Origin of the sequence: Marinobacterium sp. xm-g-59 (genome assembly GCF_013283315.1) — a bacterium.
Taxonomy (GTDB): domain Bacteria; phylum Pseudomonadota; class Gammaproteobacteria; order Pseudomonadales; family Balneatricaceae; genus Marinobacterium_E.
In genome coordinates, this window is record NZ_WBYR01000013.1 from 22,277 (window position 1) to 38,884 (window position 16,608).

A 16,608-nucleotide genomic window follows, 5' to 3' on the forward strand; every position below is an offset into this window, starting at 1 on the left:
AGACTATAAACGTACAAAATATTTTCATCAACCAGTCAACATCATAAATTAGTTTTATTCGAGCAAGGCTATCTTGATACTGAAATTCATCCTGAATTTCGATAAATTATCGCATACAAAAAAGGGTAGCCTGAGCTACCCTTTCGACTAATCAGCATAGGATTAGTTTACTTTCGCATCCAATGATCCGGAAGTGTAAAGGTCAGCCATCGCTTCTAGTGCGATTGGTTTGATCTTGCTTGCATGACCTGCAGCACCAAATGCATCGTAACGTGCATAAGCGATATCAGACATTGCTGTGATCGTTTTCGCCAGGTACTTACGTGGGTCAAATTCAGCGGTGTTCTCTGCCAAGAACTTACGAATAGAACCTGTCGAAGCGAGACGTAGGTCGGTATCGATATTCACTTTACGAACACCGTGTTTGATACCTTCAACTAACTGCTCAACTGGCACACCGTATGTTTCTGGGATCTCACCACCGAACTGGTTAATCACAGCCAACCACTCCTGAGGCACTGATGATGAACCGTGCATTACTAGGTGGGTACCTGGGATACGTTCGTGGATTGCACGAATACGGTCAACGGCAAGAATGTCACCCGTTGGTGGACGAGTGAACTTGTAAGCACCGTGTGAAGTACCCACTGCAATGGCAAGCGCATCGACGTTTGTCGCTTGAACAAACTGCGCTGCTTCTTCAGGGTCAGTTAGCATCTGATCGTGGCTCAGTTTACCCACTGCACCAATGCCATCCTCTTCACCTGCTTCACCAGTCTCGAGTGAGCCTAGGCAACCCAATTCGCCCTCTACAGAGACACCACAAGCGTGTGCCATCTCTACAGTACGACGAGTCACATCTACGTTGTACTCAAAGTTAGTTGGCGTTTTACCATCTTCACCCAGCGAGCCGTCCATCATGACTGATGAGAATCCTAGCTGAATGGAACGCTGACATACTGCTGGGCTAGTACCATGGTCCTGGTGCATACACACTGGAATGTGTGGAAACTCCTCAATCGCTGCCAAGATCATGTGGCGAAGGAAGTTAGAACCCGCGTACTTACGCGCACCGGCAGAAGCTTGCACGATGACAGGGGCATCGGCACGATCAGCTGCTTCCATAATGGCACGCATCTGCTCCAGGTTATTCACGTTGAACGCTGGAATGCCGTAGCCATATTCTGCTGCATGATCGAGCAGCTGTCGCATTGAAATAAGAGCCATTTTTTACCTATTTGCTATTAATCGTTTGCTGTTAACCGTTAGCGCGTGCTTCAAGCACTGCGACTGCAGGCAGCACTTTACCTTCAACAAACTCTAGGAAAGCACCACCGCCTGTTGAGATGTAGGATACATCATCTGCAATAGAATATTTATCTACTGCCGCTAAAGTATCACCGCCACCTGCAATCGAGAAGCCGTTACTTTGAGCAATCGCTCTTGATAACGCTTCCGTACCGTTACCAAACTGATCAAATTCAAACACGCCTACTGGACCGTTCCAGATGATGGTACCGGCATTCTGCAATACTTGTGCCAACTGTCCCGCAGTCTCTGGACCAATATCCAAGATCATTTCATTGTCGGCGACGTCGTCTGCTGACTTCGTAATCGCTTCCGCACTCTCTGCAAACTCAGTCGCTGTCACGACATCCGATGGAATTGGAATTTCACAGCGAGCCATTAACGCTTTCGCAGTATCAATAAGATCGGCTTCATGCAGTGACGTACCAACGGGTTTGCCCGCTGCAGCCAAGAAGGTGTTGGCGATACCGCCACCAACGATGAGCTGATCACACTTCTCAGAGAGTGAGTTAAGTACTTCAAGCTTAGTAGATACTTTTGAACCACCCACGATCGCCACCAATGGACGTGCTGGGTTATCAAGCGCTTTACCCAAAGCTTCAAGCTCATTCGCTAGCAGTGGGCCTGCACAGGCGATAGGTGCAAAACGTGCCACACCGTGAGTTGATGCTTGTGCGCGGTGCGCGGTACCAAAAGCATCCATGACGTAGACATCACAAAGCGCGGCCATCTTCTTAGATAGCTCTTCGTTATCTTTCTTCTCGCCCGCGTTAAAACGCACGTTCTCCAGAAGAACGACCTGACCTGGCTCTACTGAAAAGCCACCATCAACCCAATCCTTGATCAGTGGAACATCTCGACCCAACAGACCTGCTAAGTGGGTCGCAACGGGTGCTAGTGAATACTGCTCTTCATATTCGCCTTCGGTTGGACGACCAAGGTGTGACATCAACATCACTGTCGCACCCTTTTCTAGCGCTAGCTGAATAGTCGGTAGTGACGCACGAATACGAGCATCGGAAGTCACTTTGCCATCTTTAACAGGAACGTTCAGATCTTCACGAATCAATACGCGTTTCCCTGCAAGATCCAAATCTTTCATCAGTTTTACGTTCATTGTTATTCTCCAATCATTAAATTAATTCTGTTCCAGGGCGAGCCAATGCTCAGCAATATCCAACATACGGTTGGCAAAGCCCCACTCATTATCAAACCAGCAGACCAACTTCAGTAAACGCTTGCCGGACAATCGTGTCTGGGTGCCATCAACAATGACTGAGCGACTGTCATGGTTAAAATCGGTCGATGCGTGAGGCTCCTCTGTGTATCCCAATAGCCCTTTTAACGGCCCTTCAGAGAGCGATTTGAAGAGTTGGTTGATCTCCTCTTCAGTGGTATCGCGCTCTAAGCTGATCGACATATCCATCAGTGAGACATTAAGGGTTGGCACACGCAAATGGAGGCACTTAAATTTACCTTCCAACGTTGGTAATAAGCGATCTATCCCTTTCGCCAACCCTGTATCAACCGGAATAATCGACTGCAGAGCACTGCGCGTGAGTCGCAAATCGGTGTGATGATACGCATCGATGACTGGCTGATCATTCATCGCCGAGTGAATCGTCGTGGTCACGCCGTGCTCAATGCCAAAATGCTTATCGAGCTGATCTAATATAGGTATCACACAATTGGTCGTACAGGAGGCGGCTGAGACCACTTTATGATTCACGTTTATTGAATCTTGGTTTAAGCCAAACACAACGGTAGCGTCTACCTCAGCCGTGGCGGGCTGTGAGAAGAGTAGGCGCTTGGCACCCTGCTTCAAATGCAGCTCGGCCGTTTGACGATCACTGAACGAGCCAGAGCACTCCATCAGCAGGTCAATATCCATTTCACGCCAAGGGAGTTCGTCGGGCTTGGGGGTATTTAAGATTTGGATGGCGTGATCACGAATAACTAGCTGCTCATCTTTCAGCGACACCGGTGCCGGGAAGCGGCCATGCGTCGTGTCATATCGTGTCAAATAGGAGACCGTCTCAGGCTCAGCCAACTCATTTATCGCAATGGGTTGAAACTTAGTCTCAAGGCCACGCTCAAACAGAGCCCTGAGCAGACACTGCCCAATTCGACCATATCCGTTAATCGCTATACGGTAGCTCATCTTACCTCTCAGAGAGTAAAACGCCGGTTAAAAACCGGCGTGATCAACTTAAACGAGGGCTAGCGCCTTCTGTTTAACATTCTCTACCGTGAAGCCGAAGTGCTTGAAGAGCTCGCCAGCCGGTGCAGATTCACCAAAGGATTCCATACCAACAATTGAGCCACCAAAGCCAACGTACTTGTACCAGAAGTCTGCAATACCCGCCTCAATCGCTACACGAGCGGTAACCGCAACCGGTAGAACAGACTCTTTATATTCGGCAGTCTGAGCATCAAATCGCTCAGTAGATGGCATAGAGACTACGCGAACCGCTTTGCCTTCTGCTGTCAGTGCTTCGGCTGATGCCATAGCCAACTCAACTTCAGAACCTGTTGCGATTAGGATTAGATCTGGGGTGCCGGCACAATCTTGCAAGATGTAACCACCCTTAGAGATCGCCGCAATCTGGTCACCACTGCGAGATTGGTGTGGCAAATTCTGACGCGAGAAGATCAATGAACTTGGACCATCGGCACGCTCAACCGCATTACGCCAAGCCACGGCTGATTCAACCGCATCACAGGGGCGCCATGTCTCCATGTTAGGCGTCATACGCAGGCTGGCTACTTGCTCAACGGGTTGGTGAGTAGGGCCATCTTCACCCAGACCGATAGAGTCGTGAGTGTAAACGAAGATAGCGCGTTGCTTCATCAGAGCCGCCATACGCACCGCATTACGAGCGTACTCCATAAAGATTAGGAAGGTTGCACCGTATGGGATGAAACCACCGTGCAGTGCGATGCCGTTCATGATCGCACTCATACCGAACTCACGCACACCGTAGTGCAGGTAGTTACCGCTCGCATCTTCAGCGCTAATCGCTTTAGAGCCAGACCACAGCGTCAGATTAGAACCTGCTAGGTCGGCAGAACCACCCAAGAACTCTGGCAGAATAGGTCCTAGTGAATTTAGAGCGTTTTGAGAAGCCTTACGAGACGCGATGGTCTCACCCTTTTCTGCCACTTCTGCAATCCAAGCATCCGCTCTTTCAGAGAAATCGGCAGGCAACTCGCCCGATAGGCGACGCATCAGTTCCGCAGCAAGCTCTGGGAAGGCTTCAGAGTACTCAGCAAGGCGTTCGTTCCACTCGTTCTCAAGAACACTGCCCGCTTCACGTGCATCCCAACCCTCTGCGATCTCTTCTGGGATCTCAAATGGCGCGTATGGCCAGTTTAACTCTTGGCGAGCCAACGCGATCTCGTCGTCACCTAAAGGTGCACCGTGACAATCCTCTTTGCCCTGTTTGTTTGGCGAACCAAAGCCGATGATTGTTTTACAGCAGATCAACGTTGGCTGATCTTCATTCGCCTGAGCTGCTTCAACAGCGGCAATGATCTGTTCCGCATCGTGACCATCAACGCCACGAATCACCTGCCAGCCGTAAGCTTCAAAACGTGCAGGGGTGTCATCGCTGAACCAACCTTCAACCTCACCGTCAATCGAGATGCCGTTGTCATCCCAAAATGCGATCAGTTTGCCAAGACCCAGAGTACCCGCGAGTGAACAAGCTTCGTGTGAGATACCTTCCATCAGGCAGCCATCACCCATGAACACGTAGGTGTGGTGATCGATGATCTCATGACCCGGGCGGTTGAATTGAGCCGCTAGTGTCTTCTCAGCGACAGCCATACCAACGGCGTTAGTGATACCTTGACCCAATGGACCGGTCGTCGTCTCTACGCCTGGGCAGTAACCATACTCTGGGTGACCCGCCGTCTTAGCATGCAGTTGGCGGAAGTTAGCCAGATCTTCTGCACTGACGTCGTAACCGGTTAGGTGCAACAAGGAATAGATCAGCATCGAACCGTGGCCGTTTGACAGTACGAAACGGTCGCGATCAAACCAGTGAGGGTTGCTTGGGTTATGCTTCATGAACTCATTCCAGAGTACTTCGGCAATATCCGCCATACCCATTGGGGCACCTGGGTGACCAGATTTGGCTTTTTGAACAGCATCCATGCTCAATGCGCGGATCGCATTGGCTAACTCACGGCGAGATGACATTAATCTACTCCTGCGGGGGGTATTAAAAATTGAGGGGTAAATTCTCTCGCAGACGGGGCTTAGATTCAAATGACATTAGCTAAAATGACTCAATTTCATGGGTAATGATCAAAGGTTTCATCGAAGTAGAGCTCTTTTTACTTAGAACTCGACTCTTAACCGGTTACAATGGCTGCCACATTTTGAGAGCTGTGCATGTGCGGCTCGACCTAACCCATAGGATTTACTCATGAGCGAATATTCGATTTTCACCTCTGAATCAGTTTCAGAAGGGCACCCAGATAAGATTGCCGATCAGATCTCTGATGCAGTTTTAGACGCGATTTTAAAAGAGGACAAGTACGCACGAGTGGCGTGTGAGACCATGGTGAAAACCGGGGTTGCGATTGTCTCTGGTGAGATCAGCACCACCTCTTGGATTGATCTTGAAGATCTTGTTCGTGACGTGATTAATGACATCGGCTACACCTCTTCAGATGTGGGTTACGATGGTGATACCTGTGGTGTGATCAACATCATCGGTAAACAGTCTGTGGATATCGCTCAGGGCGTCGATCGTGCAAAACCTGAAGATCAAGGCGCCGGTGACCAGGGTTTGATGTTCGGCTACGCGTCGAACGAAACCGATGTTCTAATGCCTGCTCCAATTACCTTTGCCCATCGTCTTGTAGAGCGCCAAGCAGAAGCCCGCAAATCAGGCTTGCTGCCTTGGTTGCGTCCAGACGCGAAATCTCAGGTGACTTGTCGTTACGAAAACGGTAAGCCGGTCGCGATTGATGCTGTTGTTCTTTCGACGCAACACAATCCAGATGTCACCCAGAAAGATCTTCAGGAAGCGGTTCAGGAGCTGATCATCAAGCATGTTCTGCCAGCTGATCTACTGCATGCTGGCACTAAGCTGCACATCAACCCAACCGGTAAATTTGTTATCGGTGGTCCCGTCGGTGACTGTGGTCTGACGGGTCGTAAGATCATTGTAGATACCTACGGCGGCATGGCACGTCACGGTGGTGGGGCGTTCTCTGGCAAGGATCCATCAAAAGTGGACCGTTCGGCGGCGTATGCAGGTCGCTATGTGGCTAAGAATATCGTCGCTGCAGGCCTTGCAGATCGTTGTGAGATTCAAGTCTCTTACGCGATTGGTGTTGCAGAACCGACCTCAGTTTCAATCAACACCTTCGGCACTGGCAAGATCTCGGATGAGAAGATCATCGAGTTGGTTCGCGAGACCTTTGATCTGCGCCCGTACGCAATCACAAACATGCTAGATCTACTGCACCCTATGTACCGCCAGACAGCGGCATACGGTCACTTTGGTCGTGATCCATTTGAGATGACCGTTGGTGATGACACCTTCACGGCCTTCCCATGGGAGAAGACCGATAAAGCAGACGCGTTAAAATCAGCTGCAGGCGTCTAATCGCCAACTAATAGTGGCTAAGGGTAGGCGAAAGCCTGCCCTTTTTTGTGTCTAAATCCAGCCTGACGCACCCTAATTGTCATGGCATAATCAGTGGCAGAGTAACCAGAGAATCAGTATGCGAATACCCCGTGTCTACCTAGACCTACCACTGAGCACCGGAACAGAAATTGAACTGCCAGAAGCCGCTCACAATCACCTAGTGAAAGTGTTGCGTATGAAGCAAGGGTTCAAACTCGTACTATTCAATGGTGATGGTTTTGACTATCAGGCCGAGCTATCGAGCGTGGCAAAGCGTGAATCCAGTGTGCGGATCATTGCGGCCGACCCGAATGATCGCGAATCCCCGATCGACATTCATATTGGGCAGGGACTTTCGCGCGGTGAACGCATGGACTATGCCGTGCAAAAAGCGACAGAGTTGGGAGTACAAAGCCTGACCCCCCTTTTCACGGATCGTTCCGAGGTCAAACTAACAGCCGATCGCCAAGAGAAGCGATCCGCTCACTGGCAGCAGATCGCGATCAGCGCCAGCGAACAGAGTTTTCGGGCTAAGCCGATGAGCGTTAGCGCTCCAATGTCACTGACAGAGTGGATCGAACAGTGTGATGCCGAATTAAAACTGATTCTTCACCCACACCTTGAGCTCACATCGCTGAACAGTGAGCCAAGACCCTCCAGCGTGGCACTGCTGATTGGACCGGAAGGTGGTTTAGAAGAGAGCGAAGTCGAGTTGGCACTGCAAAAAGGATTTAAGCCCTGGTTACTGGGCAGTCGAATATTACGCACAGAGACCGCCCCCGTCGCAGCGGCATCGGTACTAAATTACCTCTGGGGCGACTTCTCATAAAAGGAACGAGAGATGAGCATTAAACTGGGCATCGTCATGGACCCTATTGACGACATCAACTACAAAAAAGACAGCTCTTTGGCGATGCTTTGGGCAGCGCAGCAGAAAGGGTGGGAGCTGTTCTATATGGAGCAGTCCGATCTCTACTCAAGAGATGGGGATGTTCGTGCTCGTATGGCACCGATTAGCGTCGATATGAACCCGAACAAGTGGTTCGAACGTGAAGCCTACCAAGATCTATCGCTAACAGAGCTCGATGTCATATTGATGCGAAAAGACCCACCTTTCGACAACGAATTCATCTACACCACCCATCTTTTGGCGGTTGCTGAAGCTGCCGGTGTACTTATCGTAAACCGCACTCAGAGCCTGCGCGATTTCAACGAAAAGCTATTTGCTACGCACTTCCCGCAATGCTGCCCGCCGGTACTGGTCAGTCGTTCAGAGGAGCGATTAAAAGCCTTTCATGCTGAGCATAAGGACGTCATCTTTAAACCTTTAGATGGTATGGGTGGCAGCTCTATCTACCGCATCAAAGAGGATGGTTTGAACCTAGGGGTGGTGATAGAGACGCTGACAAAATTTGGCCAAGAGACCATTATGGCGCAGCGCTACATCCCTGAGATTGTCGAGGGTGATAAACGCATATTGATGATCAATGGCGAGCCTATCGACTATGCACTGGCACGCATTCCCAGTCAGGGAGAGACTCGCGGTAATCTAGCCGCAGGGGGGCGAGGCGAAGGCCGCCCACTGAGCGAACGTGATCGTTGGATTGCTGCACAGGTGGGGCCAAAACTGCGCGAAGCAGGGCTTCTATTTGTCGGCTTGGATGTGATTGGTGACTACCTAACAGAGATCAATGTCACCAGCCCGACCTGTATTCGTGAACTCAATGATCAGTTCGGTTTGGACATCGGCATGCAGTTAATGGATTGCATAGAGGAGCAACTCGCTCAGCAATGAACTTAGCTGCCTCGCCAAAACCGGTCAATCGATCAGCTGCATGGTGTGCAGATGCCGATGAGCGTCTGCGCTTTATGCTGGTATTGGCACTGGCTCTGCACGCACTGATCATACTTTTGGTCGGATTTGATGCACTGAAAACAGAGCAATCATCTAAAACACTTGAGATCACCTTTGCGATAAATCAGGATCCACAGGCCCCTATCGATCCAGCCTATTTAGCCCAGCATCATCAATTAGGTCAGGGCGATTCACAAACGAACCAAGAGGCGAGTGTTGTTGAGCCTGCGCTGTTCAGGTCTGACAAGATCAACCAACTCTCGGCACAGATCAGTGCACAATCCGGAACGGGCTTAGCTCCTTCGAATGATGAGGGCGTCAACGATAGTACTCTACAGGCGAAATCGGGGACGAATGAGCTGTTAGCAGCCAACACCCAAGCGCTGCTTAAAGCCAATCAACAGACTGATTCCATTCAGACCACCGCCTCGAATCCCTTAGCAGGCGACTCAACGGCTCTGTTTAAAGCGTCAGAGGAGATCGCCTCTTTGGAAGCGCGCTTAAAAGATGAGCAGCGAAAATTAGAGAGTCGCTCACGCACGGGGCGTGTCACTTCGCTTTCGACCTTGGCCAAAGCTGATGCACTCTATCTAGAGCGCTGGCGTCAGAAAATCGAAACGATAGGTAATCTCAACTACCCTATCGAAGCGCGACGCAAGGGCATTGAAGGCAGTCTGCAGATGCTAGTCACTTTAGCCGCTGATGGGAGCGTCAAGCAGTTAGAGATCCTCAAAAGTTCTGGCTACTCAATACTGGATGATGCCGCCGTTCGGACAGTTAGGAGCGCTTCACCCTTCGAGCCCTTCCCTAATGAGATGCGCCAGCGGCTGGACCGACTGGAGATCATTCGCACTTGGAAATTTGAGAAAAATACCCAAGTGTACTGATATCGAAACATTTTCAGCTTACACTGAGGGTGTAAAAAGATTCGACGTTGTTAAAGGAGAAAGAGATGAGTAATGCCAACCTACTCAAGCACCACTTCTTGATGTCTATGCCCAGTCTGGAGAGTGACTACTTTAGCAACAGCCTCATCTATCTTTGTGAGCACAATGAAGAGGGTGCCATGGGGATTGTGGTCAATAAGCCGCATGAGATTCCTATGGATGAGATCCTTGATCAGCTCGATCTCCCTGAAAACTCTCCCTTGAACTATCAGCCTGTTTACCAAGGCGGACCGGTCTCTGAAGAGCATGGGTTTATTCTGCACAGACAGGGCGAGCAAGCTTGGAAATCCTCACTACACCTACCCGAGCAACTGACGTTAACCACATCCCTTGATGTTCTAGAGGCCATTTCGCGTGGCGAGGGGCCTGAAGACTATCTGTTCGCTTTAGGTTATGCGGGCTGGGGACCGGGGCAGCTCGATGAAGAGATGTGTCAGAACCTATGGTTAAGCTCACCCGCAAATTTAGATATACTGTTCGATGTTGAACCCGAATTTAGACTCTCATCCGCAGCGTCTACTCTGGGTGTCGACCTAAACCTAATCTCCGCACAGGCGGGGCACGCATAATTAAGGTCCAATGACTGAGTTAACTGAGAGCGCACTGGGATTCGATTTTGGCTTACGCAGAATTGGTGTTGCCTTTGGTCAGTCATTAACAGCCACCGCCCAACCTCTAAATCCAATTGCTGCAAAAGATGGCATCCCCGATTGGAGTTTAGTCGATAAAATTATTGCTGAATGGCAGCCAAAGACGATCGTTGTGGGACTGCCATTGAACATGGATGGCACTATCAGTGATATGGCGCGACGAGCGAGAAAATTCGCCAACCGCCTGCATGAACGATCTAAAATACCCTGCTTTCTTTTTGATGAACGATTAACATCTCAAGAGGCTAAATCGATTCATCTTGAGAATGGCGGATCAGCCGATTTCGGTGCAGAATCTGTCGACGGTATCGCCGCTCAATTGATGTTAGAAGGTTGGTTTCTTCAAGAACAGCGCATACCAAGCCATGCAAGGCTTGAGGACTATTATGACCAGTAAAACTTTGGACGCTGAACAGCTCCTAACAAGAATGTGTGACAGCACACAGCAGTTAATCGAGACACGCGGCTTAGATAACCCGTACATCATTGGCATTCATAGTGGCGGTGTTTGGTTGGCTGAACGTCTTCACCAACACCTGGGGATTCAGGATGAGATGGGGGTGCTGGACATCTCCTTCTATCGTGACGATTTCACTCGCGTTGGATTGAACCCTAAAGTAGGGGTTTCAAAGCTGCCAAGCGCAACCGAAGATCGCAACATTATCTTGGTTGACGACGTGTTAATGAGTGGTCGCACAGCTAGAGCCGCGCTCAATGAACTGTTCGATTTTGGTCGTCCAGCCTCTGTGACACTGGTCACCCTGATTGACCTACAACGCCGCGAACTGCCGATTCAAGCTGATGTCATCGGTGGAACCCTGACGTTATCAAGCGATCAACAGGTAAAGCTAACAGGCCCATCTCCCCTTGAACTGACCATCAGTCAGCGTAGCAAATAATAGGAAGCGAACATGTTTAACTTTCCTGACCCAACTCAAGCGCAGCTAACCGAAGATGGCCAGCTAAAGCACTTTTTAGATATCGAGGGGCTGCCAGAGTCACTGCTATTAGAGCTGCTAGATACGGCTGACTCTTTTGTGGATATGAGTGAGCAGCAGGTTAAAAAGGTGCCGCTTCTTCGGGGTAAAACCGTGGCCAACCTCTTTTTTGAGAACAGTACACGTACATTGTCGACCTTTGAGCTAGCCGCTAAGCGCCTATCGGCTGACGTTCTGAATTTAAACATCAGCACCAGCTCCACAAAAAAAGGGGAGACGCTAAAAGACACCTTGATGACCTTGGAAGCGATGCATTCGGATATGTTTGTCGTTCGCCACTCGGATAGCGGTGCGGCTCACTTCATTGCCAGCCAGGTCACACCCAACGTCGCCATCATCAATGCCGGTGACGGTCGTCACGCACACCCGACCCAAGCGATGCTGGATATGATGACTATTCGTCGCCATAAAGGTGGCTTTAAGCATCTAAAAGTCGCGATCGTCGGCGATATACTTCATTCGCGTGTAGCTCGCTCACAGATTCATGCCTTAAGGATTCTCGGTGTACCCGAGATTCGTCTGATCGCACCTCGTACACTGCTACCGCGTAATGTCGAGATGCTTGGGGTCAAAGTTTTTACCGACATGGCACAGGGTCTTCGTGATGCCGATGTCGTCATCATGCTTCGTCTGCAAAAAGAGCGTATGACCTCCGCTCTGTTACCGAGCGAGTCTGAGTTCTTCAAACTCTATGGCCTATCAGAGGAGAAGCTCGCCTTTGCACACCCTGAGGCGATCGTTATGCACCCAGGGCCGATTAACCGAGGCGTTGAAATCGCGTCCTCCGTAGCTGACGGACCTAAATCGGTGATACTGAATCAGGTCACCAACGGCATTGCCGTTAGGATGGCCGTTATGTCGATGGCGATGAGTGGCCAGGTTGCGGAGAGAGCAAAAAAATTAGAGGCAGGAGAGTAAACAGTGCAGATTAAAATTGCCGGCGGGCGCATTATCGACCCTGCACAAAATATAGATCGAATTGATGACCTCTACATTGTCAAAGGACGCATCGCCGCCATAGGAGAGGCGCCAGAGGGCTTCTCTGCTGACGAAGAGTTTGATGCTGAAGGACAGATCGTCTGCCCCGGTCTCATCGATCTATGTACCCATCTGCGTGAACCAGGTTTAACGCAAAAAGGGACTATCGCATCCGAGACTGCCGCTGCCGCTGCTGGCGGCATTACCACACTGGTAGCCTCACCTAACACCAAACCGGTCGTAGACAGCACAGCGGTTGCTGAACTGGTACAAGATCGTGCAACCGATGCCGGTATGGCACGAGTGCTACCGCTAGGAGCGCTGACACAGTCAATGCAAGGCGAGCAGCTTGCGCCACTGCATGCACTGGCGAGCTCAGGCTGTATCGGTTTCACTAACGGTCGTCACCCGATCGATAGCTCGCGTGTAATGCTAAGAGCGCTTGAATACGCGGCCACACATGACCTGTTGGTAGTGTTTCAAGCGGAAGATCGAGCACTGGCTGCCGAGGGTTGTATGCACGAAGGCACCACCGCCACTCGTCTTGGCTTGAACGGCATTCCTTCCGCTGCTGAAACCATAGAGGTATCACGCTGCTTGATTCTGATTGAAGAGACCGGTGTAAGGGCTCACTTCGGCCAGCTTTCCTGTGCTCAGTCAGTTCTATTAATTCAGAGTGCCCGTGAACGAGGTCTCAATGTGACCGCTGATGTGGCGATTCACAACCTGCTTCTGACAGATGAGGAGGTTAATGGTTTTAACAGCCTATTCCATGTCATCCCACCGCTGCGTTCGCAGCTGGATCGTGCGGGACTGCGTCAAGGCTTAGTCACCGACACACTGGATGCCATCTGTTCCGATCATCAGCCTCAGGATGCTATTTCAAAAGAAGCACCTTTCGCGGCGACTGAACCAGGCATTAGTGGACTTGAAACACTATTACCGCTGAGCCTAATGTTGGTAGAGCAGCAGTTGATCGCCCTGCCTCAGCTGATTGAAAAATTGACAGCGGGTCCTGCGAAAGTGCTAGGCATCGAAGCCGGCTCTCTCGAAGTCGGGGCTGATGCAGATGTGTGTGTCTTTGATCCAGAAGCGACCTGGACGGTCAACAGTGAAACGCTCAAATCTCGTGGTAAGAATACCCCGTTCATCAACACTGAACTGAAAGGCCGTGTGACACTGACTCTACTCAATGGTCAGCCAGTACATCGCTTAAGTTAATAGTCTGAAAACGAAAAGACCCAGCCGATGCTGGGTCTTTTTTTGCCTATTTATGGACCAATCAGTGATTCAGAGTATCGTCTGAATCTTGAAGAGTAAATGACGGTAGATCCTCACCTTCTTGCTTACCCCCCTCATCACTAAGTTTGATCATCAAACGCAGATCATTTGACGAGTCAGCAAAGGACAGTGCCACTTCGTAAGTGATGACACCCTCTTTGTAGAGCGCAAACAGTGCCTGATCGAAGGTCTGCATGCCAAGATTGCTCGATTTCTTGATGACATCTTTAATCTCGTGCACCTCACCTTTGCGAATCAGATCCTGAATCAGCGGCGTGTTGATTAGCACTTCAATGGCCGCTCTTCGCCCCTTACCATCCGCAGTGGGCAGCAGTTGCTGCGCGACAATCGCTTTCAAGTTAAGTGATAGATCCATCCAGATCTGATTATGATGCTCAGGGCCAAAGAACGAGATGATACGGTCAAGGGCTTGGTTCGCATTGTTAGCATGAAGCGTTGCCAAACAGAGGTGGCCGGTCTCAGCGAATGCCAGAGCGTACGCCATGGTTTCAGCCGAGCGGATTTCACCCATCAAGATGACATCTGGTGCCTGACGTAAGGTGTTTTTCAGTGCTACTTCAAACGACTCAGTATCAAGCCCCACTTCACGTTGAGTCACGATCGACTTTTTATGATGGTGAATGTACTCAATGGGGTCTTCAACCGTAATGATATGCCCCGCAGCATGCTCATTACGGTAATCAATCATTGATGCCAGAGAGGTCGATTTACCGGTAGAGGTACCACCGACAAATAGGATCAAACCACGCTTAGTCATCGAGAGATCTTTAAGCACCTCAGGAAGTTTGAGCTCCTCCATAGTCGGTATGTGGTTAGCTATAGAACGCAGCACCATTCCCGGCGTGTTTCGTTGCACATAGGCGCTAACACGAAAACGACCGATACCGTTCACACTCAGTGCAAAGTTACACTCATTGGTTGCTTCAAATTCGGCCAGCTGCTTGTCACTCATCGTACTGTAAACCAGTGCACGTGATTGTGATGAGTTGAGCGACTCACGTGTCAGTGGCTTGATCGTGCCGTCCACCTTGATAGAAGGGGGTGCACCCGCAGTGATGAACAGATCTGAACCACCGCGTTCAGTCATTACTTTTAATAGCTGTGTAAAATCCACGGGTTACCTCACTTAAAATATCGAAGGGTCTTTAGCGCGAGCAGCCGCTTGCTCTGGCGTGATAAAGCCTTTTTGAACCAGCTCTAAAAGGGCCTGATCCAAGGTCTTCATACCCACCTGGGAACCCGTCTGAATGGCTGAATACATCTGAGCCACTTTATCTTCCCGAATCAGGTTACGTATGGCAGATGTCCCGATCATGATCTCGTGAGCTGCGACTCGACCGCCGCCTGTCTTCTTCAAAAGGGCTTGAGAGATAACGCCCTGCAGCGATTCAGAGAGCATTGAACGGACCATATCTTTCTCTGCGGCTGGAAAGACATCGATGATACGGTCAATGGTTTTCGCTGCCGAGGTGGTATGAAGAGTGCCGAAAACTAAGTGTCCAGTCTCTGCTGCAGTCAACGCAAGACGAATGGTCTCTAGGTCACGCATCTCACCCACTAGGATGACATCGGGGTCTTCACGCAGCGCCGAACGCAGTGCCGCATCAAATCCAAGGGTATCTCGATGCACCTCACGCTGGTTAATCAGACACTTTTTACTCTCGTGTACAAATTCGATGGGATCCTCAATCGTCAATATATGCTCAGATCGAGAGTCATTGATGTAATCGATCATCGCTGCCAGCGTGGTCGACTTACCGGAACCGGTTGGTCCTGTCACTAGAACCAGCCCTTTTGGCTGGTCGGAGAGCTGCTGGAAGACCTTACCCATACCAAGATCGTCCATAGTAAGCACTTTACTGGGGATGGTACGAAATACCGCTGCCGCTCCGCGGTTTTGAACAAAACCATTAACACGAAAACGCGCCAGCTGAGGTACTTCAAAGGAGAAATCGACTTCTAACTTCTCTTCGTACTCTTTACGCTGCTTGTCATTCATAATGTCATACAGCAACCCATGGACCTGTTTATGATCCATCGATGGCAGTTTGATGCGACGCACATCACCGTCGACACGGATCAACGGCGGCATACCCGCCGTAATGTGCAGATCGGATGCTCCTTGCTGTACAGCAAAGGCTAAAAGTTCGGTAATATCCATAATTGAGTTCACCCTAGCGGAAACGACCGCATCAACCTCATGAGTAGTGACACATATGACTAGCATAGCAGAGAGCCTGAAAAAGGTGAGATCCGAGATAGAAAAAGCCTGCGCTGAGTCAAACCGTTCTGAAAAAGAGGTATGCCTACTAGCCGTCAGTAAGACCCGCAGTGTGGATGAGGTCGTCGAACTGGCTCGCTTAGGGCAACGTGCTTTCGGTGAAAATTATCTGCAAGAGGCGCTGGATAAAATATCCGCTCTTGAGCCCCTTAATCTCGAATGGCACTTTATTGGCCCCATTCAATCCAACAAAACGAAGCCAATCGCAGAGCAATTTGCCTGGGTCCATAGTGTCGATAGACTGAAAATCGCACAACGTCTGTCAGCACAACGGCCTTACTATGCCGAGGACTTAAACATCTGCTTGCAGGTTAATATTAGCTGTGAAGAGAGCAAATCTGGCTGCTTTCCAGATGAAGCGCTCGAGCTCGCCAAACAGATTGCCGAACTCCCCAAAATAAACTTGCGTGGTTTAATGGCTATACCAGAAGCGACTGAGGATGTTGAACTACAAAAAGAGCGTTTTTGTCAGGTGAGAACTCTGTTTGAAGAGATCAAACAAACGATACCCAGTCTGGATACCCTATCAATGGGCATGTCGGGTGATCTGGATGCCGCCATTGAAGAGGGCGCAACCATCGTTCGTATTGGTACGGCTCTATTCGGCCCACGCAACTACAACAAATAATTTTTAGGAGAAAAGT

The 16,608-nt window shown here is 50.1% G+C and carries 16 protein-coding genes; 10 read left to right on the forward strand and 6 right to left on the reverse strand.

From position 1 onward, the window contains the following. Positions 1 to 162: 162 nt before the first annotated feature. The 4 genes from fba to tkt are packed head-to-tail and all read right to left on the reverse strand — an operon-like array spanning position 163 to position 5,512. Positions 163 to 1,227 (reverse strand): class II fructose-bisphosphate aldolase, encoded by a 1,065-nt coding sequence (gene fba / locus XMG59_RS11210; protein WP_173498736.1) that lies wholly within the window; start codon positions 1,225 to 1,227, stop codon positions 163 to 165. Between the two features lie 31 nt (positions 1,228 to 1,258). Further along, positions 1,259 to 2,425: a phosphoglycerate kinase gene (locus XMG59_RS11215; protein ID WP_173484420.1), complete on the reverse strand. Its 1,167-nt coding sequence runs from the start codon at positions 2,423 to 2,425 to the stop codon at positions 1,259 to 1,261. A gap of 21 nt (positions 2,426 to 2,446) precedes the next feature. After that, a complete protein-coding gene (locus XMG59_RS11220) occupies positions 2,447 to 3,469 on the reverse strand; it encodes a type I glyceraldehyde-3-phosphate dehydrogenase (protein ID WP_173498737.1) in 1,023 nt (340 codons plus the stop codon). A 48-nt stretch (positions 3,470 to 3,517) separates the two neighbouring features. Beyond that, positions 3,518 to 5,512: a transketolase gene (tkt, locus tag XMG59_RS11225; protein WP_173498738.1), complete on the reverse strand. Its 1,995-nt coding sequence runs from the start codon at positions 5,510 to 5,512 to the stop codon at positions 3,518 to 3,520. 229 nt (positions 5,513 to 5,741) lie between these two features. On the opposite strand from tkt, the gene metK reads away from it, so the two are divergent. The 9 genes from metK (at position 5,742) to XMG59_RS11270 (ending at position 13,602) form a co-directional block, all read left to right on the forward strand. Beyond that, positions 5,742 to 6,932 carry a methionine adenosyltransferase gene (metK, locus tag XMG59_RS11230; RefSeq protein WP_173480080.1) on the forward strand — a complete coding sequence of 397 codons (1,191 nt, stop codon included), beginning with the start codon at positions 5,742 to 5,744 and terminating at the stop codon, positions 6,930 to 6,932. 118 nt (positions 6,933 to 7,050) lie between these two features. Further along, complete coding sequence (locus XMG59_RS11235) at positions 7,051 to 7,782, forward strand: 16S rRNA (uracil(1498)-N(3))-methyltransferase (RefSeq protein ID WP_173488988.1); 732 nt, start codon at positions 7,051 to 7,053, stop codon at positions 7,780 to 7,782. Between the two features lie 12 nt (positions 7,783 to 7,794). Beyond that, positions 7,795 to 8,748 carry a glutathione synthase gene (gene gshB, locus XMG59_RS11240; protein WP_173488987.1) on the forward strand — a complete coding sequence of 318 codons (954 nt, stop codon included), beginning with the start codon at positions 7,795 to 7,797 and terminating at the stop codon, positions 8,746 to 8,748. Next, a complete protein-coding gene (locus tag XMG59_RS11245) occupies positions 8,745 to 9,695 on the forward strand; it encodes an energy transducer TonB (protein WP_173495553.1) in 951 nt (316 codons plus the stop codon). Before gshB ends, XMG59_RS11245 begins: the two co-directional genes overlap by 4 nt. Positions 9,696 to 9,760: 65 nt before the next feature. Further along, positions 9,761 to 10,324 carry a YqgE/AlgH family protein gene (locus XMG59_RS11250; protein ID WP_173480076.1) on the forward strand — a complete coding sequence of 188 codons (564 nt, stop codon included), beginning with the start codon at positions 9,761 to 9,763 and terminating at the stop codon, positions 10,322 to 10,324. 10 nt (positions 10,325 to 10,334) lie between these two features. Then, a complete protein-coding gene (gene ruvX / locus XMG59_RS11255; RefSeq protein WP_173480075.1) occupies positions 10,335 to 10,802 on the forward strand; it encodes a Holliday junction resolvase RuvX in 468 nt (155 codons plus the stop codon). Beyond that, positions 10,792 to 11,304, forward strand: coding sequence for a bifunctional pyr operon transcriptional regulator/uracil phosphoribosyltransferase PyrR (pyrR, locus tag XMG59_RS11260; RefSeq protein ID WP_173480074.1), 513 nt, complete (start codon positions 10,792 to 10,794; stop codon positions 11,302 to 11,304). Before ruvX ends, pyrR begins: the two co-directional genes overlap by 11 nt. A 12-nt stretch (positions 11,305 to 11,316) precedes the next feature. Next, positions 11,317 to 12,321, forward strand: coding sequence for an aspartate carbamoyltransferase catalytic subunit (locus tag XMG59_RS11265; RefSeq protein ID WP_173480073.1), 1,005 nt, complete (start codon positions 11,317 to 11,319; stop codon positions 12,319 to 12,321). Between the two features lie 3 nt (positions 12,322 to 12,324). Further along, positions 12,325 to 13,602 carry a dihydroorotase gene (locus tag XMG59_RS11270; protein ID WP_173480072.1) on the forward strand — a complete coding sequence of 426 codons (1,278 nt, stop codon included), beginning with the start codon at positions 12,325 to 12,327 and terminating at the stop codon, positions 13,600 to 13,602. 61 nt (positions 13,603 to 13,663) lie between these two features. Here XMG59_RS11270 and XMG59_RS11275 read toward each other — a convergent pair whose 3' ends face one another. Next, a complete protein-coding gene (locus XMG59_RS11275) occupies positions 13,664 to 14,797 on the reverse strand; it encodes a PilT/PilU family type 4a pilus ATPase (protein WP_173480071.1) in 1,134 nt (377 codons plus the stop codon). 12 nt (positions 14,798 to 14,809) lie between these two features. After that, positions 14,810 to 15,844 (reverse strand): type IV pilus twitching motility protein PilT, encoded by a 1,035-nt coding sequence (locus tag XMG59_RS11280; protein WP_173480727.1) that lies wholly within the window; start codon positions 15,842 to 15,844, stop codon positions 14,810 to 14,812. Positions 15,845 to 15,899: 55 nt separating this feature from the next. Here XMG59_RS11280 and XMG59_RS11285 point away from each other — a divergent pair, with 55 nt between their 5' ends. After that, on the forward strand, positions 15,900 to 16,592 hold the full coding sequence (locus XMG59_RS11285; RefSeq protein WP_173488984.1) for a YggS family pyridoxal phosphate-dependent enzyme: 693 nt from the start codon (positions 15,900 to 15,902) through the stop codon (positions 16,590 to 16,592). Positions 16,593 to 16,608 lie beyond the last annotated feature (16 nt).